Raw genomic sequence first — 25,211 nt, 5'->3', positions numbered from 1 at the left:
AGTTTTTTAATAAGGTGATAAAACAACAGAGCTAATTCAATAATAAGAATATGAGGTTATCTCAAAACATTTAACCGAATGACTATTTAAAAACGAAAGTATGGAGATTAAGACGTTTATATAAAAGACAGATTTAACTTAATAAACGTGATTTTCAGGAGAACAGTAAATTGCATTTAATCGAAATCTATTAAACATTAACAGAGAGTTGAAAGGAAATCAGCGTGAAAAAGAGTATTATCTAAACAGGCTCATATTAAAGTGCTCTCTCGTCATCATTATTACGTAAGCTATAAAAAATGGATAAAACGGTATCCATGCTTCCATGATGAACCATACCTCGGGGTGCTGTGCGGTGGGTTTCGCTGTAATGTTAGCCGAAAATATTTTGGGTCAGTTTGGTGATGTGTAGATATCTATAGCCTTTAGGCAGGGGAACAGTCAGAATATTTGGTTTACAATAACATTAAGTACACCCTAACAGTTACTGGTTGAAAATAATATGATTTCTAATGCTACAGAGGCGTTGGCTGATTTTACCCGTCGTTATGTTGATGTGTGGCAAAAGGAAACCGGAGCCTCACCTGCCAGTAGGGAGCTTTATGGTGTGCCATCACCTTGCATTACCCGTACTGGTAATGACATGGTTTATTGGCTTCCGCAGCCTTTTCTTTCAGAAGATAAGCTGAATAGAGTTGAAGTTGCACTGGATATCCAATTACAGCCAGCAATTCATGATTTTTATACATCGCAATTGGCCGGTGATATGACGGTAATGTTTGAAGATCAGCAGGTTAGTTTGATTCAGGTCTGGAGTGAGGATGACTTTATCCGTTTACAGGAGAACCTGATAGGGCATCTGGTGACGCAAAAGCGGCTGAAGCTATCGCCAACGGCATTTATCGCGACTATGGATTCGGATATGAGTATCATTTCTCTATGTAATTTGACCGGTGAAGTCATTCTGGAGCAGTTTGGCAGTAACAAACGAACTCGCCTGTCTACTGACTTAATTGAGTTTCTTGGCGCAATTGAGCCCGTCTTCACTCTTTAGGCTTGGATTTTTAACTCTGAATTTGTGAGATATCTCTCACACTTTATGTAAGAGATGTCATTGTTTACTTTGGTGAGTTTAACATCAGTTTATTATTTTTATTTTATTTCAATAGCCTATAAATAATTACAGATTTTATTTGCTTTACTGATTTACCGGTTCCATTTGTATGGCTTGTTTCATACAGCGAATTAATTCATTCTGTCCCTCGCAGGAAAGGAATCATTGCGCATAACTTCTCAAGGACAAATAGGGTGATGATGGTCAGGATGACTGATGCAATGCATAACAGGATTGTATGCAATATAAATAAAAATGATGGGTAAGGGATAACCAATTAAGGATAATCTGTCAGGGAATGAGCAGGGAGCAAACTATTAGCCGGACTGCTATAAAAGCACAACTTCAAGGGAGTGTTAGTTCGCTCCCTTCTCTTTATTTGATTGATGGAAAAAGCAAATTTTCAGCTTAGAGGTTATCAATGATATTCTTATGAACTTGGTAACTTTGAATAAATATTTATCAGGCTGAAAATATGAGTACTGAAAAACAAATTCTGCAAAAATTACAACTAATTGAACAAGCTATGAGGGAAATTGACCTATGGCAGAGTTATCCTCCTAAAGCGGAAGCTTTCAAAAGTGTTGAACCATTTTCAATTGATACGATGCTGGCTGAAGAGTGGTTACAGTGGGTATTAATTCCGGGAATGTATACGTTGCTGGAACAGGGCGAAAAGTTACCTGCGGCATTCGCTATCGCTCCTTATTTTGAAGAATCTTATAAAGAAGAGGCTACCGGGCGTTGTCAGCAACTACTTGAACATCTTCGTGCCTTAGATCGCTTATTTATTCAAGGTAATTCCTGATATGTTGGAAGTGTTATATCAGGATGATCATATTGTGGCAGTCAATAAGCCTGCGGGGTGGTTAGTTCATCGTAGTTGGTTAGCGCGTCATGAAACTGTCTTTGTTATGCAGACATTGCGCGATCAGATTGGTCAGCATGTTTTCCCGGTACACCGTCTGGATAGACCAACATCAGGCGTATTGTTAATGGCGCTTTCCAGTGATGTTGCTCGTCAGCTTTCCCAACAGTTTGAATATTATCAGTTGCAAAAAACTTATCATGCTGTCGTGCGTGGCTATGTGCTGGAACCCGATATTATCGATTATGCTCTGGTTGAAGAGTTGGATAAAATTGCCGATAAATTTGCAGACAGCGATAAAGAGGCGCAACCCAGTGTGACTTATTATCGACCATTGGCGAAAGTAGAATGTCCGGTAGAGATTGGCCGTTATCCTACATCACGCTTTAGTCTGCTGGAATTGACACCTAAAACAGGCCGGAAACATCAATTGAGACGGCATATGGCACATATTCGTCATCCAATTATTGGTGATACGACACATGGTGATTTACGGCAGAATAGAGGGATTACCACTCATTACCAAACCAGCCGGTTGATGCTGCATGCCAGTTTGCTTGAATTGGATCACCCTGTTACCGGTGAGAAGTTATCACTTACGGCAAAATGGGATGCGTCGTGGCAATATTTGATGCAACAATTTGGCTGGCAAGGCATTATTCCTGATTTGGAATATGAAAGTCATTAGGACGAAGAAAGAATACCTGTTTGCTTTGTCTCTTGATTGAGGTAATTAAGAGACAAAGGCAAGAATAAATAAAATATTATAAATGAAAATTTTCAATATATGATATTATGGGTTTGCACTGGTTAATGTCATTATTTTTTAGAGTTAATTATTGAATGAAAAACAGTTGATGTTCCTACTGAGGAAATTAATAATATTGTGAATCCAGTAACTATTTCTTCAATTTCAGCACCTAAATAAATAGTATAAAAAAGAATAATCATAGTAATAAATACATAAACGCCTGATTGCATACCCAAGGTATAAAGAGAATCTTTAGAATATAAACCCAGGTAAGAGAAAAAAACGGGTTGCATCAGTGTATTAGCTAAAAATACCAGGTTCGTAAATAACAAGTAGAATATACCCGAGCCCATAATAATGCCAAGTAAACAGAATCCAAGAGCAAATAATTGAATGATATTACCTACTATAATTTTTTTTCTGAAAGGTACGGGTTTCATCACTTTAATGATCGCAATTGCACAAGGGAACCATATAATCAACAAGTTATGACAATAAATCCACTGATTACTCCCCATAATATTCTATGGAGAGCATCCAACCAAACGGGAATCAATGTTTCCCCTTCTGAAAAGAGAATGCAATTGATAGTTGCTAATAATAAGAGTAATCCAAAGAGATTCTTTCTGAAAAAAATAGTATTCGCTTTTCGGATGACAAAGGATATTGTTATACATCCCAGAGAGAGCCCTAATAAATAGGAAAAAACAGGAATATAAGCATTTAAAACTATGCTTCCATCTTTAAGTACGGTATCTACCCAGATCATTAGACCCGATGAGCCGGTGATGTTTGCAGCACTTAATAACACACTAAGCACGACAGCCCTATTATTAAACATGGTGATCGTCCTCCTTATGCATATTTACTTCTGCCATTCTAGTAATTTCATTCTACTATTATTTTCATTGAAATAGAGTATAAGTAATTTTTAATACCAATGAAAATATTATCAGCTAAAATTTTTCCAAAAAGTAACGTTAATATTAAATTATTATTGGCTGAATAACTTAGTTTAATACCACTTTATTTTGCTGCTTCATGGCGGTTTTTAGAGGAAATTTAAGTTATCTATTTGAATTATATTTAATTTTGCAGGAATTGTTAAAGATGCAATGTTGGTGATTACTTGTTACCGTTTTATGTAGAATAGCCACAGTCATTGATCAGTGCATCTGTCCGTAATTAGCCTGACAGATATATCATTAGTTATTAGTGCTGATGAGATATTGTTTACATGACAGAGGCAGCCCAACAGTGGCAACATTTGATTGGTGCGACGACTTAGCTGGCAAAGTAATTATCCCTGATTTGGAAAGGGTTGAATTTTCTGTGGTTGCCAGCGAGGATAATTAATAATTCCTTTAAAAAGAGATAATAGGCGATGGCGAAGATTGGTATTTTTGTTGGTACTGTTTACGGTAATGCCCTGGCAGTTGCAGAAGAAGCACAGCTAATCCTTGAACAACAAGGCCATGAGATAGAAGTATTTGAAGAGGGGGAGTTGGAACAGTGGCAATCCTATCTGAATCAGGTAATTTTAGTTATCACTTCAACGACTGGACAAGGGGATTTGCCTGATAATATTCAGCCGCTTTATTGTGCTTTGCGGGATGAATTAGGTTATCAGCCGGAATTACGCTATGGCGTTATTGCTTTGGGTGATGGCAGTTACGAGAATTTTTGTGGTGGTGGTCGTACTTTTGATGAGCTGTTACACGAGCAGGGAGCAATAAGAATCGGTGAGGTTCTTCTGGTGGATGCAATAGAAGAAGCTGAACCGGAAGTTTTTGCTCAGTCCTGGATCAAACAGTGGGGCGAATTAGTTGAATAATTTTAATACACCGTTTATACCGGATAGGATATAAGCGGTGTAGTGATATATGAACCGCTTTATTTACGGGTTAATTTTTCCAGGTCGGCTTCAATCTCGGCAATTTTATTGGCAACAACGTGTTCAAGATGGCGCAGGTCATCAAGGATTTTATGTTTCAAATCGACGTCTGCCTGATCACGTTTGCAAATTTGATCCAACTCTTCAATCACATAACGCAGGTTAGTATTGATTTCGTTGATCTCTTTGTATCCTTGCTCTGCATTGTCTGAAGCAACCGTTTTGCGTTGACGTGGATATTTGAATTTCACGCTTTTGGCAAAGAATTCTCCTTTATCTTTGCGAAAATAGATTTTCAGGATGTCATTGTTAGCTTCCTGACGCAGACTGTAGCGGTCAATCTCTTCGGGATATGTGATCCCCAGACTCTTTAAGTTATCGTACATGGCACCACCTTAAGGGTATTTTTCCCAGTAGGTTATTAATGCGTTATTTTGAATTTGGATCGTGCTTAAACTCCTTATGTACTCGGTGTACGTTCGGGATTATGCACAGTGCCCACGTTCAAACTACCTATATTAATAACACTGACTGAGGTCGGTAATGATGATAAAAAGCAAAAAAATAGCGGACTTATTATCCGCTATTTTGAAGTTTAATCTATCGCTCTTAAGAGTTCATTAATGCTCACTTTTGCCCGTGTTTTAGCATCCACTTTTTTTACAATGACAGCGCAATATAGGCTGTAACTGCCATCTTTCGATGGGAGGTTGCCAGAGACAACAACAGAGCCGGCAGGGACTCGGCCATAATGGATTTCGCCTGTTTCACGATCATAGATTTTGGTGCTTTGACCGATGTAGACGCCCATTGAAATCACAGAACCTTCTTCGACAATGACACCTTCTACAATTTCAGAACGGGCGCCGATAAAGCAGTTATCTTCAATAATGGTCGGGTTGGCTTGCAATGGTTCCAGCACGCCCCCGATACCGACACCCCCGGATAAATGGACGTTTTTACCAATTTGGGCACAGGAGCCAACAGTTGCCCAGGTATCTACCATTGTTCCTTCATCGACATAGGCGCCGATGTTGACATACGAAGGCATCAGCACACAGTTGCGGGCGATAAAGGCTCCCTGCCGCGCTGCCGCAGGAGGCACCACGCGAAAACCCTCTTTTTCAAATCTCGCTTGATCGTAATTAGCGAATTTCATCGGGACTTTATCGAAATAACGGCTTTCGGTACCCTCCATGACCTGATTTTCATTGATACGGAAAGAGAGCAGTACCGCCATTTTCAGCCATTGATGAGTGACCCACTGACCGTCAATTTTCTCTGCAACACGCAGTTTTCCACTATCCAGCAGATTGATGACCTGAGTAACGGCATCACGTGTTTCACGGTTGACTGTCGCTGGAGTAATAGTTGCGCGATTTTCAAAAGCACTTTCGATAATGGATTTTAATTGCTGCATTACATCTGTTTCCTTGGTTATCAGCCGAATCATGGGGGCTTGTATTCAGTTACATTTTATCCTTTGGATTTAGGGTTTCTGTCAACCTTTCTGACAATTCTTCTCTGATTTTTTTATTTAATGCTTTGTGGTCCTTATCCGCTAGAACAAAAAAGTCTTCGACACGTTCGCCGATCGTAGTGATGTGTGCACCATGCAGTGAAACTTCCATTTCGGTAAAAATATTGCCGACTCTGGCCAGTAATCCTGGTTGATCCAGTGCGAATAGTTCCATATAGGTTCGCCGTTCATTGTGGGTAGGCAGGAAGCTCACTTTTGTTGGTACATTAAAGTGACGTAGTTTGGTTGGTAATCTTCGTGCTTTGGGTGTTTTGGTATAAGGATCCAGAACGACCCGCAAAAGTGCGTTATGTATTATTTCATGACGATCTGGTGCTAAAGGGTGACCATTGGGCTCCAGTACCACAAAAGTGTCCATCGTCATATCATCACGGTTGGTAAATATCTGAGCGTTATGAACGCTGAGATTGCGTCTGTCCAGTTCGCCGACAACCGCTGCAAATAGGGAAGGGCGGTCCGGACTCCAGATAAAAATCTCGGTACCGCCGCGAGTTGGCTTAGTACTGATCAGTATCAGCGGCTCTTGAGAATCATGTGCCACCAGATGGCGGGCGTGCCATGCCAGTTGCCTTGGGGTATGGCGAAGGAAATAATCTGCATGACAACGGCTCCAAAGCTGATGCAGTTTCTGCTCGTTAATATTGTCCTGGCGCAGAAGCGCAAGAGCCTGAAAGCGGTTATGGCGGATGCGCTCCCGCAAATCCGGTGTATTTCCCTGGCGTAATTGGCTCTCTGTAGCGAAATAGAGTTCCCGTAATAAGCTCTGCTTCCAACTATTCCATAGGTTGACGTTGGTTGCGCAGATATCAGCGACTGTCAGGCAAATGAGATAATGTAACCGGGTTTCATTGAGTATTTCATGGGCAAATTGTTTAATGACTTCTGGATCCTGGATATCTCGCCGTTGAGCCGTGACTGACATTAATAGATGATGACGCACCAGCCAAGTCACCAAGTCAGCTTCTCGTGAGTTAAGCCCATGTTGCAGTGAAAACGCCAGCGTATCTTCAGCGCCAAGTTCAGAATGGTCACCATTACGCCCTTTGGCGATATCGTGAAACAACGCAGCAAGGCGCAGGATCTCAAGCTGAGGTAAACGCGGGTATAGTTCAACGCAGAGCGGATGGGCTGCACGGTTGTTCTCATCAGCAAAACTTTCCAGTTTTCTCAGCACGCGGATTGTATGCTCATCGACGGTGTATGCGTGAAACAGATCAAATTGCATCTGGCCGACAATGTTGCCCCAAAGTGGTGTATAGGCGCCAAGAACACTGTGACGGTGCATGGGGACAAATGCGCTTTCAATCGCCCTTGGGTGACGCAGGATATCCATAAAGATTTGGCGGGCTTCGGGTAATTCACACAATGGCTGATTCAAATTGCGGCGGGCATAACGGAGCTGGCGTAACGTAGTAGAATAGATGCCCTGAACGTCGGCATGTTCCGCCATGCGATAAAACATCCGCATAATTGCTGTGGGATCTTTGATAAACAGCGTCTCATCGACCAGATCAATTAATTGTCCACGTAGCTGGAATTCACTATCCAGTGGGCGGGATTTTTCACTGGTTTCCAGTGCCAGAATAGCTTCATCAAACAGTTGCAGCAGCATATTGTTGAGTTCGCTGACGCGGCGTGTCATTCGGTAGAAATCTTTCATCATCCGCTCTATCGGCTGATTACGTTCGCCTTGATAGCCCAGTAATTGAGCAATGCTGAATTGGCGATCAAACAACAGGCGATTATCATAACGATTAACGACCAGATGAAGGGCAAAGCGGATACGCCAAAGGAAACTTTGGCACTCATTCAATTCATTATGTTCTTCCGCTGTCAGGAAGCCGAAATCGACCATTTCATCTATTGAGGTTGCTCCAAAATGGCGGCGGGCAACCCACAGTAAGGTATGGATATCCCGTAACCCTCCGGGACTGCTTTTGATATCCGGTTCCAGATTGTAACTGGTGCTGTGATAGCGCTGGTGGCGTTCATGTTGTTCGACAATTTTGGCATCAAAGAATTCAGTGGAAGGCCAGAAACCATCATTGCAGGTATGTCGCTGTAATCGAAGAAAAAGTGACAGATCGCCGCAGATTAACCGTGATTCGATTAAATTTGTCGCAACAGTCAGGTCTGACAGCCCTTCCAGCAAACATTCTTCGAATGTACGAACACTATGGCCTACTTCCAGCCGGATATCCCACAATAAGGTGATAAATTGTCCGATATTCTGAGCTTGATGTTGTGTGAGAGGTTGCTCACTGAGTATCAGCACGTCAATATCAGATAGCGGGTGCAGCTCCCGTCGGCCGTATCCGCCGACCGCAATCAATGAAAGTGATGAAATTTTATCAAACCCATAAACATTCCATAACTGTTTCAGCAACTGATCTATGTAATCACTGCGGGCTGAAATCAAGGCTTCTGCGGAAATTCCTGCTTTAAATGCATGTTCTAGCCAAAGTTGAAATTCTTCGAGGTGTCGTTTCAGCACCGGGTAGTGAAGATCATCACAGGAAAAATCAGTTGGAGAAAGTGGCGGGACAGGAGCCTTAATGGTGGCGATATCTGCTGGCATAAGTATGAACCCGTGAGAAAGGCGAATCATAACGGCCAGATTACTGAGAAAATATCGTGTTGAACAGGAGATATTGCTAGAGAAAGAGATTGGAAGCCCTGTATGGTTTCACTAAGGCTTCACAATTTAGCGTCTAACTTATTCATTGACCAGGACGGCGGAAAGAACGGGTTCCTCTTCTTTACGCAAGGTCATGATTTCACAGCCGTTATCAGTTACAACAATTGTGTGTTCATACTGAGCAGACAAACTTCGGTCTTTGGTTTTGACTGTCCAGCCATCTTTCATGGTACGGATGCGGTAATCGCCAGTGTTAACCATAGGTTCAATAGTGAAAGCCATCCCTTTTTGCAGTACAACACCGCCATCATCTGCATCATAGTGCAGTACTTGAGGTTCCTCATGGAAGACTGCGCCGATGCCGTGACCACAATATTCACGAACCACAGAGAAATTCTTGGCTTCAACAAATTGTTGAATGGCTTTACCAAGAGTGCGCAGGCGAATACCTGGTTTTACCATTTTCAGTGCCAGATAGAGGCTTTCTTGAGTGATGCGGCATAGACGCTCACCCTGAATGGTTGGCTTACCAACAATAAACATTTTTGAAGTATCGCCGTGAAAGCCCTCTTTTATGACAGTCACATCAATATTAACGATATCGCCATTTTTTAGAGCCTTATCATCACTTGGGATACCGTGACAAACGACGTCATTAACAGAAATACAAACAGATTTTGGGAAACCGTGATAACCAAGACAAGCTGAAACAGCCTGTTGTTTATTGGTGATGTGATCGTGACAGATGCGATCCAATTCACCTGTTGTCACACCGGGTTTGACGTAAGGTTCAATCATTTCCAGTACTTCCGCCGCCAGGCGGCCGGCGACGCGCATTTTTTCAATATCTTCAGAGGTTTTAATTGAGATTGCCATGAAACTTGTCCATTCAAAGCCAGCAAATCTGCTGGTTGTATGATTATCAATAGGGAAAAAATTATTGAACCAATGGTATCAGCCTACAGAATATCTGCCAATAACCGTTGGTAGCCATATTTCCCCCGTTATTTGTATTTATTAGGAATATCCATCTTTATCTCCAAAGGGTACTCCCGCCGACATCAGGTGGGAGGGGAATTTGGACGGGCTTGAAAAGCCCGTAGAATCATCAGCCACGCTGATGTTGAATGTATTGTTTCACCACTTCCAGCGGTGCTCCACCGCATGAACCCGCAAAGTAGGAGCGAGACCAGAGAACGGCCTTTCCGTATGCTCCGCGTAAGTCCAGAAACTCATTACGTAAGCGACGGGAGGTTACCGCTTTCAGCGAGTTAACCAATACCGATAGCTGAACGGTCGGGGGATACTCAATCAGCATATGAACATGATCTAAATCGCCGTGACTCTCTTTAAGTTCTGCGTCGAAGTCACAGCAGATTTCACCTGCATAGTGTCGCTCGCCAAGAATCTTTCTACGGTATTTGGTCACAAACACAAGATGTACATGCAAAAGAAAGGCGGCATGTCGTGAACGATTCATTTTGTATTTTTGCATTGAAGTTAGCCGAAGGCACAGTAAGATAGAGAACAAACTGACTACACACTGAATGATAATGCTGATACTGAAAGCCTACAAGTTCAGACTAGAGCCAACCGAAGAACAGTCGCAGCGTCTGCGGCAGTTATGCGGCTGTGCTCGTTTCGTCTGGAATTACGGGCTTGACGAAACGAAGCGCATTCTTGAGTCAGGCGGCAAACTTCCCTCCGCTTTTGAGCTGAATAGGATGCTCACGGTGTGGAAAAACATGCCGGAACACGCCTTTTTGCAGGAAGCCTACACGGATAACCTTCAGCAAAAACTCAAAGATTTACACGGAGCGTGGAAACGTTGTTTTGATAAAAAATTGTCGGCAAAAGCGCCTGTATTTAAAAGAAAAAATGACGGACGCGATTCGATCCGCTTCGTTAATTTTGAGAAATATTGTCGACTTAAACATCGTCGGGTAAAACTGCCTTCGGGTCTCGGTTGGGTTAAATTCCGGCAATCGCAGGAGGTGAACGGAAAAATTAAAAATGCCGCCATCAACCAGTCAGCGGGTAAATGGTCCATCTCATTTCAGGTCGAAATTGAGACGCCTGACCCCCAGCATGAATCCTCCTCAATGATTGGGTTGGATGTGGGGATAACAAAACTGGCCACGCTCTCGGATGGCACAATATACGAACCTGTAAACAGTTTTAAGCGCAATCAGCGCAAGCTGGCGAGGCTTCAGCATCAGTTAAGCCGCAAAGTTAAGTTCAGCGCCAACTGGCAGAAACAGAAGCGAAAAATTCAGCGTCTGCACGCGCATATTGCTAATATTCGCCGCGACTACCTTCATAAGACCACCACGAAAATAAGCAAAAACCACGCGATGATCGTGATTGAAGATTTGAAGGTCAGTAACATGTCGAAGTCAGCGAAAGGCACGGCAGAACAGCCCGGAAGGAACGTTCGGGCTAAATCAGGCTTAAATCGCGCGATATTGGATCAGGGCTGGTATGAAATGCGCCGTCAGCTAGAATATAAGCAGCGCTGGCGCGGCGGTCAGGTACTGGCAGTCCCTCCGGCATACACCAGCCAGCGGTGCGCATGTTGCGGTCATACAGCAAAAGAGAACCGCTTGTCGCAGAGTAAATTCGTGTGCCAGGTGTGTGGATATACCGCGAACGCAGATGTAAACGGCGCTCGTAACATTTTAGCGGCAGGACATGCCGTGCTTGCCTGTGGAGGGATGGTGCAGTCAGGCCGCCCGTCGAAGCAGGAACCAGACGCAGAGCGATCAGCCGTCGCCCACTAACGGGGATCCCCCTCTTGAGTCACGAAGTGCGAAAGTGGGGGAGGATGTCAACATAACTGCGTTTTTCTTTCCATATTGTGCTATCAGAAAATGACAACAAAAGTTGGTGTCTTAAGCCGGTTTATGATATAAAGCGCGCCGGCGTTCTGTGTATTTGTTTCTAAGGCAAAACACCAGAGGCGTTAAATATACTCACTGTGTAAATAACACACACGGGTCGGCACATACACCGGGGTGCTCTCATGCAGAACATGCAGCTAAAGAGTCGGTGTTATGGGGCTCGTGGAGGCATAACCCCAACTTAATATTTTACAGAGGTTTACAATGGCAACTGTTTCCATGCGCGATATGCTGCAAGCGGGCGTTCACTTCGGTCACCAGACTCGTTACTGGAACCCAAAAATGAAACCATTCATCTTTGGTGCTCGTAACAAAGTGCATATCATCAACCTGGAAAAAACTGTTCCAATGTTCAACGACGCGTTAGCTGAACTGAACAAAATTGCTTCACGCAAAGGTAAAATCCTGCTCGTTGGTACTAAGCGTGCTGCAAGCGAAGCGGTTAAAGAATCAGCTCTGAGCTGTGATCAATTCTTTGTTAATCACCGTTGGTTAGGCGGTATGCTGACTAACTGGAAAACCGTTCGCCAGTCCATCAAGCGTTTGAAAGATTTAGAAGCACAGTCTCAGGACGGTACTTTTGACAAACTGACCAAGAAAGAAGCGTTAATTCGTTCTCGTGAATTGGGTAAGTTAGAAAACAGCCTGGGTGGTATCAAAGATATGGGCGGCTTACCTGACGCTCTGTTTGTTATCGATGCTGAACATGAACACATTGCTATCAAAGAAGCGAACAATCTGGGTATCCCAGTATTCGCTGTTGTTGATACTAACTCTGATCCAGATGGTGTTGATTTCATCATCCCTGGTAACGATGACGCAATCCGTGCAGTAAAACTGTATTTGGGTGCTGTTGCTACCGCTGTTCGTGAAGGTCGTTCTCAAGATCTGGCTGTTCAGGCAGAAGAAAGCTTTGTAGAAGCTGAATAATAAGGCAAGCTCATTGTTGAGCCCTTATTAACCAGGTATTGAAATATATTGGTTAGGGGGGCCTGTTATGGCCCCCCTTTTACGTATCTGATATAAGAACTATCCATGTGGGATATTATCTTCCTGCGGGATACATCGAGGAATAAAACAAATGTCTGGAATTACCGCTGCTTTGGTAAAAGAACTGCGTGAGCGTACTGGCGCAGGTATGATGGAATGTAAAAAAGCGCTGGTTGAAGCTAATGGCGACATCGAGTTAGCCATTGACAATATGCGCAAATCAGGTCAGGCGAAAGCGGCTAAGAAAGCTGGCCGTGTTGCAGCTGAAGGTATCATCCTGGCGGAAGTGGCTGCTGATGGCAAATTCGGTGCTTTGGTTGAGTTGAACTGTGAAACTGACTTCGTTGCTAAAGATGCAGGCTTCATCGCTTTTGGTAAAGAAGTTATGGCAGCAGTATTGGCTGATAAAGTCTCTGACATTGAAATTCTGAAAGCGAAGTTCGAAGAACAACGTACTACACTGGTTGCTAAAATCGGTGAAAACATCAACATTCGTCGCGTTTCTGTATTAGAAAGTGAACAACTGGGGACTTACCTGCATGGCGCGCGTATCGGTGTTCTGGTTGCGGCTGAAGGCGCTAATGAAGAGCTGATTAAGCATGTGGCTATGCACATCGCCGCCAGCAAGCCAGAATATGTTAACCCAAGTGATGTCCCTGCTGACGTTGTTGAGCGTGAGCACCAAATCCAGCTGGATATCGCAATGCAGTCTGGTAAACCACGCGAAATCGCAGAGAAAATGGTTTCTGGCCGTATGAACAAATTCACCGGCGAGATCTCTCTGACTGGTCAGCATTTCGTGATGGACCCAAGCAAAACGGTTGGCGATCTGCTGAAAGAGAACAATGCTAAAGTGACTGACTTCATCCGTTATGAAGTTGGTGAAGGTATTGAGAAAGTTGAGGCTGACTTCGCAGCAGAAGTTGCTGCAATGAGTAAACAGTCTTAATTTCTATAAACAGAGCCGCCAAATGGCGGTTCTGTTTTATCTAATCTAAACCGTCTATTCCAGTAGGCGTTGAGTTTTTGCATCTGGTCAGAGTGGCTTGGATGTATGTAAATCCCCAATATACTTTTCTGCTTTAGGACAGAATATCATGGCAACCAATGCAAAACCCGTATATCAGCGTATCCTGCTTAAGCTCAGCGGCGAAGCCCTGCAAGGTGCAGAAGGTTTTGGTATAGATGCCAGCGTGTTAGATCGCATGGCTCAGGAAATCAAAGAACTGGTTGAGTTAGGCGTAGAGGTCGGTGTCGTCATTGGCGGGGGTAACCTGTTTCGTGGCGCTGGTTTGGCTGAAGCAGGAATGAACCGGGTAGTAGGCGACCACATGGGCATGTTGGCAACAGTGATGAATGGTCTGGCAATGCGGGATGCATTACACCGCGCCTATGTGAACGCCCGTCTAATGTCTGCCATTCCTTTAAATGGCGTTTGCGATAACTATAGTTGGGCAGAAGCGATTAGTTTGTTACGTCATGGTCGGGTTGTTATTTTCTCTGCGGGTACTGGCAATCCGTTCTTTACTACCGATTCGGCAGCATGTTTGCGTGGTATTGAGATTGAAGCAGATGTTGTGCTAAAAGCAACGAAAGTAGATGGTGTTTACTCTGCTGATCCGGCTAAAGTTGCGGAAGCGGTATTGTTCGATAAGCTGTCTTATCAGCAGGTATTAGAGCGTGAATTAAAAGTCATGGATTTGGCGGCATTTACTCTGGCTCGTGATCATAGCTTACCCATTCGTGTATTTAATATGAATAAACCGGGTGCGCTGCGTCGTGTGGTAATGGGTGAAAATGAAGGTACCCTGATTTTCCACGAATAATGTTCAGAGACACCAGAGAGGTTTGGCGGTATGATTAGTCGCCTGATACGTCAAATGTAATAAACATGGTCATAATGACTTATGGCTTGAAAAACAACCAGTTCCCAAGGGTTTGTAACGTGATTAATGAAATCAAAAAAGACGCACAAGACCGTATGGAAAAAAGCGTCGAAGCACTTAAAAGCCAAATCAGTAAGGTTCGTACTGGCCGTGCTTCTCCAAGTCTGTTGGATGGTATCACTGTTGAGTATTATGGTGCGCCTACACCTCTGCGTCAGATTGCTAACGTCATCGCTGAGGATGCTCGTACTCTGGCTATCACGGTATTTGATCGTACTATGACTCCGGCAATTGAAAAGGCAATCATGGCTTCTGATTTAGGTCTGAATCCCTCTTCTGCGGGTACAACAATCCGTGTTCCTTTGCCAGCATTGACAGAAGAGCGCCGTAAGGATCTGATTAAAGTGGTTCGTAGCGAAGCTGAGCAAGGACGTGTTTCTGTGCGTAATATTCGTCGTGATGCTAACGATAAAATCAAAGCTTTGCTGAAAGATAAAGAGATCAGTGAAGATGATGAGCGTCGTGCACAGGATGATATTCAGAAGTTGACCGATAATTTCATCAAAAAAGTTGATGAAGCTTTAGCCAAGAAAGAAGAAGAACTGATGGAGTTCTAATCTCTTTCATGAGATACATCAAGCGTCGCTATCGTGCGGCGCTATTTTTTATCCGGCATTTCTCTGAGGTCATGGGCATTCATAGCCAGGCAAATCAGACAAGTATCAATACACATCAAACAGAGCAATTCAGAGCATCAGTATGAAAAGGTTGACCATCCTTGGTTCCACAGGTTCCATAGGCAAAAGTACACTTACTGTAGTTCGCAATCATCCTGATAAATTTGAAATAACGGCGCTTGTCGCTGGGAAGAATATTCAGGTTATGGCTGAACAATGTCTGGAATTTCAGCCTCAATATGCTGCGATGGCGGATGAAGTTTCCGCAAAAGAGCTTAGACAGTTGCTTATTGAACAAGGTTGTAAGACCGAAGTACTTTTCGGCGAACAGGTTGCATGTGATCTGGCTGCTTTGAATGATGTTGATCAGGTAATGTCTGCGATTGTCGGTGTTGCGGGTTTATTGCCAACACTGGCCGCTATCCGGGCGGGTAAGCAGATTTTACTTGCGAATAAAGAATCGCTGATCACCAGCGGCCGGTTTTTTATGGATGCCGTGGTAAAACATAATGCTCAATTGTTACCCATTGACAGTGAGCATAACGCTATTTTCCAGAGTTTACCTGAGGCAATACAACAGAATCTTGGGTGCGGGGATCTGAAACAACACGGGGTTGCTAATATTATTTTGACGGGATCGGGTGGGCCTTTTCGCCATACTCCTTTGGAACAGTTGGCTTTTATGACACCGGACCAGGCTTGTGCTCACCCGAATTGGTCGATGGGGCGCAAGATTTCTGTAGATTCTGCGACAATGATGAATAAAGGTCTGGAATACATTGAGGCGTGTTGTTTGTTCAATGCATCTGCTGCGGAAATGGAAGTGGTGATCCATCCTCAATCTGTTATTCACTCGATGGTCCGTTATCAGGATGGTAGCGTTATCGCTCAATTAGGCACACCGGACATGTGTACGCCGATTGCCTATGCAATGGCATACCCAAATCGTATTACTTCTGGTGTTGAACCTCTTGATTTTTGTTCTTTAGGCACGCTGACTTTTTCGAAACCAGATTATGAACGGTATCCCTGTTTGAAGCTGGCTATTGAGGCTTGCCACGAAGGCCAGGCTGCAACTACAGCGCTGAATGCAGCGAATGAAGAAATCGTTAAAGTTTTTTTACAAAATGGAATCTCTTTCACAGATATTGCTATTATAAACCGGCAGGTTGTAGAAAAATTAAATTTACCGGAACCTCAGAGCATTGAAGAAGTCTTACAGATTGATAAGCTCGCAAGAGATTTAGCTATAAACACTATCAGTTCATTTATTAGATAGTATTGCTTTGGCAAATGGGTATTTGTTCGCATTTTTACCTGATGGTATAGTTTTCGTATAACTGTTGGTTGGTATAATTAACAGTTCAGATTTTGGAGGGTTTTCTTTCAGATAATTAGGTCTTTACCCAAGTCGTGATACAAGACACGGCTTTTTTATGTTTGGCTGCCTGAATTTGCAAGAGAATTACCCTAACCAGTAAAGGATTAATTGAGTGATATTATCCAGCGATCATCATCAGAACGATTTGTCGTCATTATTACCTAAACACGTTGCCATTATTATGGATGGTAACGGCCGTTGGGCAAAGAAACGTGGGAAATTAAGAGTCTTTGGTCATCGTGCAGGGATTAAGGCGGTACGGAGTGCGGTGAGTTTCTCTGCTAAACACAAAATTGAGTCGTTGACTCTGTACGCTTTCAGCAGTGAAAACTGGAACCGGCCGGAGCAGGAAGTCAGCTCTTTAATGGAGTTGTTTATTTTTGCACTAGATAGCGAAATCAAAAGTTTACATAAACATAATATTAGATTATCTATTATTGGTGATATCAGCCGGTTCAGTGAGCGTTTACAGGGGCGTATCTGTCGCTCGGTTAAGTTGACTGCTAATAATACTGGTCTGCAACTTAATATTGCTGCAAATTATGGTGGTCGTTGGGATATAGTTCAAAGTGTTCAGAAAATTGCCCGGCAGATTAAGGATAATTCCCTTGAACCACAGGATATTACTGAGGAATTAGTCAATAATTACATTAATCTGAACCAGCAACCTCAAGTTGATTTGGTCATCAGAACCGGTGGTGAACATCGTATCAGTAATTTTCTGTTATGGCAGATAGCTTATGCAGAATTCTATTTTACCGATATACTCTGGCCTGATTTTAATGAAACCGTTTTTGAAGGTGCAATTAATGCCTTTGCGAAAAGAGAACGCCGGTTTGGCGGAACAATACCAGACGATGCCGATGTGGGATCATAGGAGGAGCTCTTGCTGAAGTACCGCCTTATAACGGCTGTGATATTAATCCCTCTTGTGATTGCCGCTTTGTTCTTGCTGCCGCCAGCCGCTTTCGGGCTGGTTATTATCGCTGTCTCAGTCCTTGCTGCATGGGAATGGGGGCAATTCGCCAGCTTATTTAGCCAAAAGAAACGGGTTATTCTGGCTGTTCTGTTTGCTATCGGTTTATTGGCCTTACAATATACTCTGCCAGATTTCACTGATCTGATTAAACAACAGCAAATTACCTTTATCCTGTGGATGGGGATGATTTGGTGGATCGTTGCGACTCTTCTGGTTATTACCTATCCCTCTTCCGCTTTAATCTGGAAGAAATCCATGTTATTGCGCCTTTTGTTTGGAGCCCTGACATTAGTGCCGTTTTACTGTGGAATGATGGTCTTGCGGACTCAGGGATATGATGATAATGCATATCATGGTGCATGGTGGTTGCTGTATGTCATGTTGCTGGTATGGGGAGCTGACTCTGGTGCTTATCTATTCGGACGGACTTTAGGTAAACACAAAATGGCACCAAAAGTTTCGCCAGGAAAAACGTTGGAAGGATTAGTGGGTGGTTTAATAACTGCGGCTATTATTTCATGGTTATTTGGTAAATATGCGCCAGTACCAGTAATGCCTGAAAAACTCATGTTGTGTTCTGCTATTGTTGTTATCGCTTCTGTATTTGGTGATTTGACTGAGAGTATGTTCAAACGTGAATCTGGTATTAAAGACAGCAGTCAGCTAATTCCGGGACATGGCGGTGTTATGGATCGTATTGATAGCCTGACTGCGGCGATCCCTGTCTTTGCCGGCCTGATATTGCTGGTATTTTGATTTCTCTGTTTGACGGCGTTTAAAGGAATATGATGGGAATTCTCTGGAATCTGGCGGCTTTTATTATTGCGCTAGGTATATTGATCACTGTGCATGAGTTCGGTCATTTTTGGGTGGCCAGAAAGTGTGGTATTCATGTTGAACGTTTCTCCATTGGTTTTGGTAAAGCGCTATGGCGGCGTACGGATCGTCAGGGAACTGAATATGTCATAGCCCTTATCCCACTAGGGGGATATGTGAAAATGCTTGATGAGCGTGTTTCACCTGTTTCTCCTGAACACCGTCATATGGCATTCAATAATAAAACTATTGGTCAGCGTGCTGCGGTTGTCAGTGCAGGGCCAATTGCTAACTTTTTACTGGCGGTTGTGGTTTATTGGTTGGTGTTTATTATTGGTGTGCCGGCAATACGTCCTGTCGTTGCAGATATCAAACCCGATTCTATTGCGGCACAAGCAAATATTTCATCAGGAATGGAACTAAAATCCGTAGATGGTATCGAAACGCCTGACTGGAATTCAGTTCGTTTTGCTCTGATAGGTAAGATAGGTGATGAGAACCTGACTGTTCAGGTCATACCTCCAGGTTCATCGCATCCGGTAGAGAAAATTCTGGATTTGCGGCAATGGCGCTTTAACCCCGATAAACAGGATCCCGTGTTGTCATTAGGGATTATGCCTGTCAGTCCTCGTTTGGATTCTTTGCTGGAGAATGTGACTCCCGGTACCGCAGCAGAGAAGGCTGGTTTACAAAAGGGAGATAGGATAGTTAAAGTCAATGGTCAGGAAATAGATGCCTGGCATACCTTTACATCCTTTGTCAGCAATAATCCGAATGTTCCGTTGGAACTTTCAGTGGATAGGGCTGGTCATATTATTTCTCTTTCTATGACGCCGGAAGTCAGACAGCAAGCCAGGGGTAAGGAAGTTGGCTTTGCCGGTGTGGAACTGCGGGTTATACCATTAGCAGACGAATATAAAATGGTTCAGCAATACGGGCCTTTCTCTGCCATTTATCAGGCAGGAGACAAGACTTGGCAGTTGATGCGGTTGACTGTCAATATGATGGGTAAGTTGATCGTTGGTGATGTGAAAGTTAACAACTTGAGTGGACCAATCTCTATCGCCAAAGGGGCAGGGGTGTCGGCTGATTCAGGCTTGGTGTATTATTTGATGTTTTTGGCGCTAATAAGTGTCAATCTTGGGATCATTAACCTGGTTCCATTACCTGTGTTAGATGGTGGACACTTGCTCTTCTTGATTATCGAAAAGATAAAAGGTGGGCCAGTTTCCGAGCGTGTACAAGACTTCAGCTATCGCATCGGTGCCATAGTACTGGTGTTATTGATGGGGCTTGCACTTTTCAATGATTTCTCCCGCTTCTAAAGCGGAAGACTGGTTAGGAAGACGCATTACAACGATGGCGATGAAAAAGTTACTCATAGCGTCGCTGCTGTTTGGCAGCGCCACTGCGTACGGTGCAGACGGGTTCGTAGTTCGGGACATTCACTTTGAAGGTCTTCAACGCGTTGCCGTAGGTGCAGCATTACTGAACATGCCAGTTCGCGTAGGTGATACGGTCAGCGATGAAGATATCGGTCGTACCATTCATGCACTATTTGCTACTGGTAACTTTGAAGACGTTCGTGTCCTGCGTGATGGCAATACACTTATTGTTCAGGTAAAAGAACGGCCGACTATTGCCAGTATTACTTTCTCTGGAAATAAATCGGTGAAAGATGACATGCTGAAACAGAACCTTGAGGCATCTCATGTTCGGGTCGGTGAAGCTCTTGACCGTACTATGTTGTCCAATATCGAAAAAGGGCTGGAGGATTTCTATTACAGTGTCGGTAAATACAACGCCAGTGTAAAAGCGGTTGTTACGCCACTTCCACGTAATCGTGTTGATTTAAAACTGGTTTTCGCTGAAGGTGTTTCGGCAAAAATTCAGCAGATTAACATTGTAGGTAATAAATCATTTTCTTCTGATGAGTTATTGAATCGTTTCCAACTCAGAGATGATGTGCCGTGGTGGAATCTGACTGCTGATCAGAAATATCAGAAACAAAAACTGGCGGGTGACCTTGAAGCGCTGCGCAGTTTTTACCTTGATCGCGGTTATGCCCGTTTTAACATTGATTCGACTCAGGTCAGTTTGACGCCGGATAAAAAAGGTATTTATGTCACGTTGAATATTACTGAGGGGGATCAATACAAAATATCTGGTATTGACCTGAACGGTAATATGGCGGGCTATCAGTCAGAAATCACTAAACTGGCTAATATTAAGCCTGGTTCTCTGTATAACGGGACTCAGGTGACTAAAATGGAAAGTGAAATCAAAAACTTGCTTGGCCGTTATGGTTATGCTTATCCACGGGTGATGACTCAACCTGAAATCAATGATCAGGACAAAACAGTAAAACTGCATGTCAACATTGATGCAGGTAACCGTTTCTATGTTCGTAAAATCCGTTTCTCTGGTAATGATACTAGTAAAGACTCCGTTTTGCGTCGTGAAATGCGCCAGATGGAAGGAGCATGGTTGGGGAGTGATCTGGTTGAATTGGGTAAAGAACGCCTTAACCGCTTGGGTTATTTTGAAACTGTAGATGTTGAAACTCAGCGTATACCCGGTAGCCCTGATCAGGTAGATATCGTTTATAAAGTTAAAGAGCGTAATACCGGCTCTCTGAACTTTGGGGTTGGTTTCGGTACTGAAAGTGGCGTCAGTTTCCAGATTGGTGCTCAGCAGGATAACTGGTTGGGAACAGGTAACTCTGTTGGGGTTAATGCCAGTAAGAATGATTACTCAACCTATGCAGAAATCTCTTTCACCGATCCTTATTTTACGGTTAATGGGGTGAGTCTCGGAGGTCGGGTATTCTACAACGATTTCAGAGCTGATGATGCTGATTTGTCCGGTTATACCAACCAAAGCTATGGATTAGATGGTTTCCTTGGCTTTCCGATTAATGAAAATAACTCCCTGCGTTTTGGGTTGGGTTATATTCATAACTCTCTGTCCGAAATGCTCCCTCAGGCAGCAATGTGGCGCTATCTGAAGTCTATGGGTGAGAATCCAAGTCTTGAAAGTAAAGCTGACTTTAAAGCAGATGATTTCTCTCTGAATGTAGGTTGGACATACAACAACCTTGACCGTGGTTTCTTCCCAACATCGGGTGTGAAATCGACTCTGAACGGTAAAGTGACCATCCCTGGTTCGGATAACGAATTCTATAAATTGACTTTTGATACGTCTGCGTACTATCCAATTAATGATGCGCGTACTTGGGTGATTTTGGGCCGCGGCCGTTTAGGTTATGGTGATGGGGTAGGTGGTAAAGAGTTACCATTCTATGAAAACTTCTATGCAGGTGGCGCCAGTACTGTCCGTGGTTTCCGTTCCAACAATATCGGTCCTAAAGCTATTTACCTGAATAAGGACGGGAGTCCTAAGGAAAATAGCCCATCCCGTGATGCTGTGGGTGGTAACGCAATGGCAGTCGCCAGCCTTGAGTTAATCACGCCAACGCCATTCCTTGATGGTAAATACTCGAATTCTGTCCGAACTTCATTCTTTATTGATTCAGGTACGGTTTGGGATACTGACTGGAGTGATTCTGCGGTAATGAAAGCCAAAGGTATACCTGATTACAGTAAACCAGGTAATATCCGTGTTTCGGCGGGTATTGCATTGCAATGGATATCTCCTTTGGGGCCGCTGGTGTTCTCTTATGCTAAGCCGATCAAAGACTACGAAGGTGATAGATCAGAACAATTCCAATTTAATATTGGCAAAACCTGGTGATAATGCGTTTTTATCTTATTATTGATAAAACAGGTTATTGATAAAGCAAGCTTTGAAATCATTGGTTTCAGGGTATTAACGAAGTTTTCCAACATGTTACAGATAGCGTGGTTTAAGGAGTTTATAGTGAAGAAATTGTTGTGTGCAGCAAGCCTCGGTATTGCATTAGCTTTCTCTGCTGGTGCTCAGGCAGCAGACAAAATTGCTGTTGTAAATGTCGGTGAGATTTTCCAGCAGTTGCCTGCCCGTGAAGTTGTTGCGAAACAGTTGGAAAATGAGTTCAAAAGCCGCGCATCTGAACTGCAAAGAATGGAAGCTGATTTGCAGACCAAAATTCAGAAATTACAGCGCGATGGTTCTACCATGAAATCCAGCGAGCGCGCTAATCTGGAAAAAGATGTTATGGCTAAACGTGAAGAATTCGGCAAAAAAGCCCAGGCTTTTGAGCAAGATAATCGTCGTCGCCAAATGGAAGAGCGCAACAAAATTCTGAGCCGTATTCAGGACGCAATCAAAGTAGTTGCAGGTAAAGAAGGCTATGACGTTGTAGTTGATGCGAATGCTGTTGCTTATTCAGTATCTGGCAAAGACATTACGGCAAGTGTATTGAAACAGGTTAAATAATAGATGTCTTCAATTCGATTGGCTGATTTAGCTCAGCAGTTGAATGCACAATTACATGGTGATGGCGATGTGGTCATCACCAGTATTGCCCCAATGCATTCGGCCAATAACCAACAGATCACTTTTTTGTCTGACAGCCGTTACCGTGAACGTTTAGGTGAATGTCAGGCTGCCGCTGTCGTTCTCCGCGAGTCAGATCTTCCTTATTGTAATGTTCCGGCATTGGTTGTTGCCAATCCTTATCTGGCCTATGCCTATATGGCTCAGATTATGGATACAACACCGGTTCCCGCACAGGATATTCACCCTTCCGCAGTGATTTCACCTCAGGCAACACTGGGTAAAAATGTTGCTGTTGGCGCTAATGCTGTTGTCGAATCCGGCGTTGTTCTTGGCGACAACGTTGTTATCGGTGCGGGTTGCTTTATTGGCAAAAATACACATATTGGTGCGGGAAGTCGCTTTTGGGCGAATGTCTCTGTTTACCATAATGTTGAAATTGGTGAGCAGTGTTTGATTCAGTCAGGGGCTGTTATCGGATCTGATGGCTTTGGCTATGCGAATGATCGCGGTAATTGGGTTAAAATCCCTCAATTAGGTTCAGTCATTATTGGTGACCGGGTTGAGATTGGTGCCTGCACAACTATCGATCGGGGAGCTCTGGATAATACCATTATCGGTAATGGCGTCATTATCGATAACCAGTGTCAGATTGCCCATAATGTTATCATTGGTGATCACACCGCAGTTGCTGGCGGTGTGATCATGGCCGGTAGTCTGAAAATTGGTCGTTATTGTATGATTGGTGGTGCCAGTGTCATTAATGGACATATGGAAATCTGTGATAAGGTAACCGTCACGGGGATGAGTATGGTGATGCGCCCAATCACCGAACCTGGTGTATACTCCTCTGGCATTCCGTTACAACCAAATAAAGTTTGGCGTAAGACAGCAGCTTTAGTCATGAATATCAATGAAATGAATAAACGTCTTAAGTCACTGGAGAGTAAGCTGGAAGGCAAAAACGAGTAATTGCACTATATTTTTGGTTGTGTTTTATTTTTGCGGCCTGCCTGGGAACTCTGGATTTGGGGTTTAAGCGGGCCGTGTCGTTAATATAATTAGTCCTTTTTAGACAGGAAGAGTATTTAGATGAGTGATAATCATACTCTGCACATTGAAGAAATTTTAGATCTGCTTCCGCATCGTTATCCGTTTTTATTGGTGGATCGCGTTCTTGATTTTGAAGAAGGTAAATTCCTACGTGCAGTTAAAAATGTATCTTTTAACGAACCCTTCTTTCAGGGGCATTTTCCAGGCAAACCTATCTTCCCTGGTGTTTTGATCCTTGAAGCTATGGCACAGGCCACTGGAATTCTGGCATTTAAGAGTGTGGGTAAACTGGAGCCAAATGAACTCTATTATTTTGCCGCTATCGATGGTGCCCGTTTTAAACGCCCGGTAGTGCCTGGGGACCAAATGATTTTAGAAGTTGAATTTATAAAAGAGCGTCGAGGGGTTGCTCGTTGCAGAGGCGTAGCAAAAGTCGATGGAGAAGTAGTTTGCGAAGCAGAAATGATGTGCGCTCGCCGTCGTGAGGTCTAGTCTATGATTGATGAAACCGCTTATATACATCCTAGCGCTATTATAGAAGATGGCGCGGTTATTGGTGCCAATGTTCGTATTGGCCCATTTTGTTGCATTGGTTCTCAGGTTGAAATTGGCGAAGGTACAGAGCTGAAATCTCATGTTGTTGTCAATGGAATAACTAAAATCGGCCGTGATAATCAGATTTTTCAGTTTGCCTCTATTGGGGAAATGAATCAGGACCTGAAATATCACGGTGAACCAACCAGAGTTGAAATTGGTGATCGTAACCGTATCCGCGAAAGTGTGACCATTCATCGTGGAACTGAGCAAGGTGGTGGTTTAACGAAAGTCGGCAATGATAATTTGTTGATGATTAATGCTCATATCGCTCATGACTGTATTATCGGTGATCGTTGTGTCATTGCTAATAATGGTACTTTGGGGGGGCATGTTATTCTGGGGGATTATGTCATCATCGGTGGTATGAGCGCGATTCATCAGTTTTGTCAGATTGGCTCTCATGCTATGGTGGGTGGTTGTTCTGGTGTGGTACAGGATATTCCTCCATATGTTATTGCTCAGGGTAATCATGCAACACCTTTTGGCATTAATATTGAAGGCTTGAAACGCCGTGGCTTTGATAAAGATTCATTACATTTAATCAGAAGTGCATACAAGCTATTGTATCGTAATGGAAAAACTTTAGAAGAAGCACAGCAGGAAATTGCTAAGTTGGCTGAAGATAATCAGCATGTCAAAATCTTCAGCGATTTTCTGGCAAATTCTACTCGTGGCATTATCCGTTAAGTA

25 protein-coding genes are annotated in these 25,211 nt (G+C 43.4%); 19 read left to right on the top strand and 6 right to left on the bottom strand.

Annotated elements, in window-relative coordinates; translation table 11 throughout:
* Positions 1 to 502 precede the first annotated feature (502 nt).
* The 3 genes from syd (at position 503) to truC (ending at position 2,670) form a co-directional block, all read left to right on the top strand.
* Positions 503 to 1,054: a SecY-interacting protein gene (syd, locus tag ACGF63_RS14525; RefSeq protein WP_387631632.1), complete on the top strand. Its 552-nt coding sequence runs from the start codon at positions 503 to 505 to the stop codon at positions 1,052 to 1,054.
* Between the two features lie 535 nt (positions 1,055 to 1,589).
* The gene (locus ACGF63_RS14520) at positions 1,590 to 1,922 is read left to right on the top strand and encodes a YqcC family protein (protein ID WP_387631629.1); all 333 of its coding nucleotides are present in this window, start codon (positions 1,590 to 1,592) and stop codon (positions 1,920 to 1,922) included.
* A 1-nt stretch (position 1,923) separates the two neighbouring features.
* Complete coding sequence (gene truC / locus ACGF63_RS14515; RefSeq protein ID WP_387631627.1) at positions 1,924 to 2,670, top strand: tRNA pseudouridine(65) synthase TruC; 747 nt, start codon at positions 1,924 to 1,926, stop codon at positions 2,668 to 2,670.
* A gap of 541 nt (positions 2,671 to 3,211) precedes the next feature.
* On the opposite strand, the gene ACGF63_RS14510 is transcribed toward truC, so the two are convergent.
* Entirely contained in the window at positions 3,212 to 3,574 is a 363-nt protein-coding gene (locus ACGF63_RS14510) for a hypothetical protein (protein WP_387631624.1), read from the bottom strand.
* Positions 3,575 to 4,117: 543 nt separating this feature from the next.
* On the opposite strand from ACGF63_RS14510, the gene ACGF63_RS14505 reads away from it, so the two are divergent.
* On the top strand, positions 4,118 to 4,567 hold the full coding sequence (locus tag ACGF63_RS14505; RefSeq protein WP_036843744.1) for a flavodoxin: 450 nt from the start codon (positions 4,118 to 4,120) through the stop codon (positions 4,565 to 4,567).
* A 59-nt stretch (positions 4,568 to 4,626) separates the two neighbouring features.
* Here the strand turns inward: ACGF63_RS14505 and ACGF63_RS14500 are convergent, their stop codons facing one another.
* The 5 genes from ACGF63_RS14500 to tnpA all read right to left on the bottom strand — a co-directional run bounded on the left by ACGF63_RS14500 (position 4,627) and on the right by tnpA (position 10,300).
* Complete coding sequence (locus ACGF63_RS14500) at positions 4,627 to 5,013, bottom strand: DUF3461 family protein (protein ID WP_023044746.1); 387 nt, start codon at positions 5,011 to 5,013, stop codon at positions 4,627 to 4,629.
* A 209-nt stretch (positions 5,014 to 5,222) separates the two neighbouring features.
* Complete coding sequence (gene dapD, locus ACGF63_RS14495) at positions 5,223 to 6,047, bottom strand: 2,3,4,5-tetrahydropyridine-2,6-dicarboxylate N-succinyltransferase (protein WP_387631621.1); 825 nt, start codon at positions 6,045 to 6,047, stop codon at positions 5,223 to 5,225.
* A gap of 49 nt (positions 6,048 to 6,096) precedes the next feature.
* Positions 6,097 to 8,745, bottom strand: coding sequence for a bifunctional uridylyltransferase/uridylyl-removing protein GlnD (gene glnD / locus ACGF63_RS14490; RefSeq protein WP_387631619.1), 2,649 nt, complete (start codon positions 8,743 to 8,745; stop codon positions 6,097 to 6,099).
* Positions 8,746 to 8,883: 138 nt separating this feature from the next.
* On the bottom strand, positions 8,884 to 9,681 hold the full coding sequence (gene map, locus ACGF63_RS14485) for a type I methionyl aminopeptidase (protein WP_036843737.1): 798 nt from the start codon (positions 9,679 to 9,681) through the stop codon (positions 8,884 to 8,886).
* A gap of 232 nt (positions 9,682 to 9,913) precedes the next feature.
* A complete protein-coding gene (tnpA, locus tag ACGF63_RS14480) occupies positions 9,914 to 10,300 on the bottom strand; it encodes an IS200/IS605 family transposase (protein ID WP_051477171.1) in 387 nt (128 codons plus the stop codon).
* A 58-nt stretch (positions 10,301 to 10,358) separates the two neighbouring features.
* On the opposite strand from tnpA, the gene ACGF63_RS14475 reads away from it, so the two are divergent.
* The 15 genes from ACGF63_RS14475 (at position 10,359) to lpxA (ending at position 25,208) form a co-directional block, all read left to right on the top strand.
* Positions 10,359 to 11,585 carry an RNA-guided endonuclease TnpB family protein gene (locus tag ACGF63_RS14475; RefSeq protein ID WP_162524270.1) on the top strand — a complete coding sequence of 409 codons (1,227 nt, stop codon included), beginning with the start codon at positions 10,359 to 10,361 and terminating at the stop codon, positions 11,583 to 11,585.
* A 324-nt stretch (positions 11,586 to 11,909) separates the two neighbouring features.
* Positions 11,910 to 12,635 (top strand): 30S ribosomal protein S2, encoded by a 726-nt coding sequence (rpsB, locus tag ACGF63_RS14470; RefSeq protein WP_021324810.1) that lies wholly within the window; start codon positions 11,910 to 11,912, stop codon positions 12,633 to 12,635.
* 151 nt (positions 12,636 to 12,786) lie between these two features.
* Positions 12,787 to 13,644 (top strand): translation elongation factor Ts, encoded by an 858-nt coding sequence (gene tsf, locus ACGF63_RS14465; protein ID WP_021324811.1) that lies wholly within the window; start codon positions 12,787 to 12,789, stop codon positions 13,642 to 13,644.
* Positions 13,645 to 13,792: 148 nt separating this feature from the next.
* Positions 13,793 to 14,521 (top strand): UMP kinase, encoded by a 729-nt coding sequence (gene pyrH, locus ACGF63_RS14460; protein WP_152964109.1) that lies wholly within the window; start codon positions 13,793 to 13,795, stop codon positions 14,519 to 14,521.
* 119 nt (positions 14,522 to 14,640) lie between these two features.
* Positions 14,641 to 15,198 (top strand): ribosome recycling factor, encoded by a 558-nt coding sequence (frr, locus tag ACGF63_RS14455; protein WP_162524269.1) that lies wholly within the window; start codon positions 14,641 to 14,643, stop codon positions 15,196 to 15,198.
* Positions 15,199 to 15,206: 8 nt separating this feature from the next.
* Positions 15,207 to 15,344: a hypothetical protein gene (locus ACGF63_RS14450; protein WP_152964108.1), complete on the top strand. Its 138-nt coding sequence runs from the start codon at positions 15,207 to 15,209 to the stop codon at positions 15,342 to 15,344.
* Complete coding sequence (gene ispC / locus ACGF63_RS14445; protein ID WP_152964107.1) at positions 15,341 to 16,537, top strand: 1-deoxy-D-xylulose-5-phosphate reductoisomerase; 1,197 nt, start codon at positions 15,341 to 15,343, stop codon at positions 16,535 to 16,537. Before ACGF63_RS14450 ends, ispC begins: the two co-directional genes overlap by 4 nt.
* A gap of 217 nt (positions 16,538 to 16,754) precedes the next feature.
* Positions 16,755 to 17,516, top strand: a complete 762-nt coding sequence (ispU, locus tag ACGF63_RS14440) for a (2E,6E)-farnesyl-diphosphate-specific ditrans,polycis-undecaprenyl-diphosphate synthase (RefSeq protein WP_031280824.1) — start codon at positions 16,755 to 16,757, stop codon at positions 17,514 to 17,516.
* A 9-nt stretch (positions 17,517 to 17,525) separates the two neighbouring features.
* Positions 17,526 to 18,374: a phosphatidate cytidylyltransferase gene (gene cdsA / locus ACGF63_RS14435; protein WP_152964106.1), complete on the top strand. Its 849-nt coding sequence runs from the start codon at positions 17,526 to 17,528 to the stop codon at positions 18,372 to 18,374.
* A gap of 29 nt (positions 18,375 to 18,403) precedes the next feature.
* A complete protein-coding gene (gene rseP, locus ACGF63_RS14430) occupies positions 18,404 to 19,759 on the top strand; it encodes a sigma E protease regulator RseP (RefSeq protein WP_081738156.1) in 1,356 nt (451 codons plus the stop codon).
* A 34-nt stretch (positions 19,760 to 19,793) separates the two neighbouring features.
* Positions 19,794 to 22,187, top strand: coding sequence for an outer membrane protein assembly factor BamA (gene bamA / locus ACGF63_RS14425; RefSeq protein ID WP_152964133.1), 2,394 nt, complete (start codon positions 19,794 to 19,796; stop codon positions 22,185 to 22,187).
* A 126-nt stretch (positions 22,188 to 22,313) separates the two neighbouring features.
* Positions 22,314 to 22,811, top strand: coding sequence for a molecular chaperone Skp (gene skp, locus ACGF63_RS14420; protein WP_162524268.1), 498 nt, complete (start codon positions 22,314 to 22,316; stop codon positions 22,809 to 22,811).
* A 3-nt stretch (positions 22,812 to 22,814) separates the two neighbouring features.
* Entirely contained in the window at positions 22,815 to 23,843 is a 1,029-nt protein-coding gene (gene lpxD / locus ACGF63_RS14415) for a UDP-3-O-(3-hydroxymyristoyl)glucosamine N-acyltransferase (protein ID WP_152964103.1), read from the top strand.
* Between the two features lie 120 nt (positions 23,844 to 23,963).
* A complete protein-coding gene (gene fabZ, locus ACGF63_RS14410) occupies positions 23,964 to 24,416 on the top strand; it encodes a 3-hydroxyacyl-ACP dehydratase FabZ (RefSeq protein ID WP_021324819.1) in 453 nt (150 codons plus the stop codon).
* 3 nt (positions 24,417 to 24,419) lie between these two features.
* Positions 24,420 to 25,208, top strand: a complete 789-nt coding sequence (gene lpxA / locus ACGF63_RS14405; protein WP_152964102.1) for an acyl-ACP--UDP-N-acetylglucosamine O-acyltransferase — start codon at positions 24,420 to 24,422, stop codon at positions 25,206 to 25,208.
* Positions 25,209 to 25,211 lie beyond the last annotated feature (3 nt).

This window comes from Photorhabdus sp. RM322S (assembly GCF_042879395.1).
GTDB classification, from domain to species: Bacteria; Pseudomonadota; Gammaproteobacteria; order Enterobacterales; family Enterobacteriaceae; genus Photorhabdus; species Photorhabdus khanii.
This window is presented reverse-complemented; position numbering and strand designations above follow the sequence as displayed.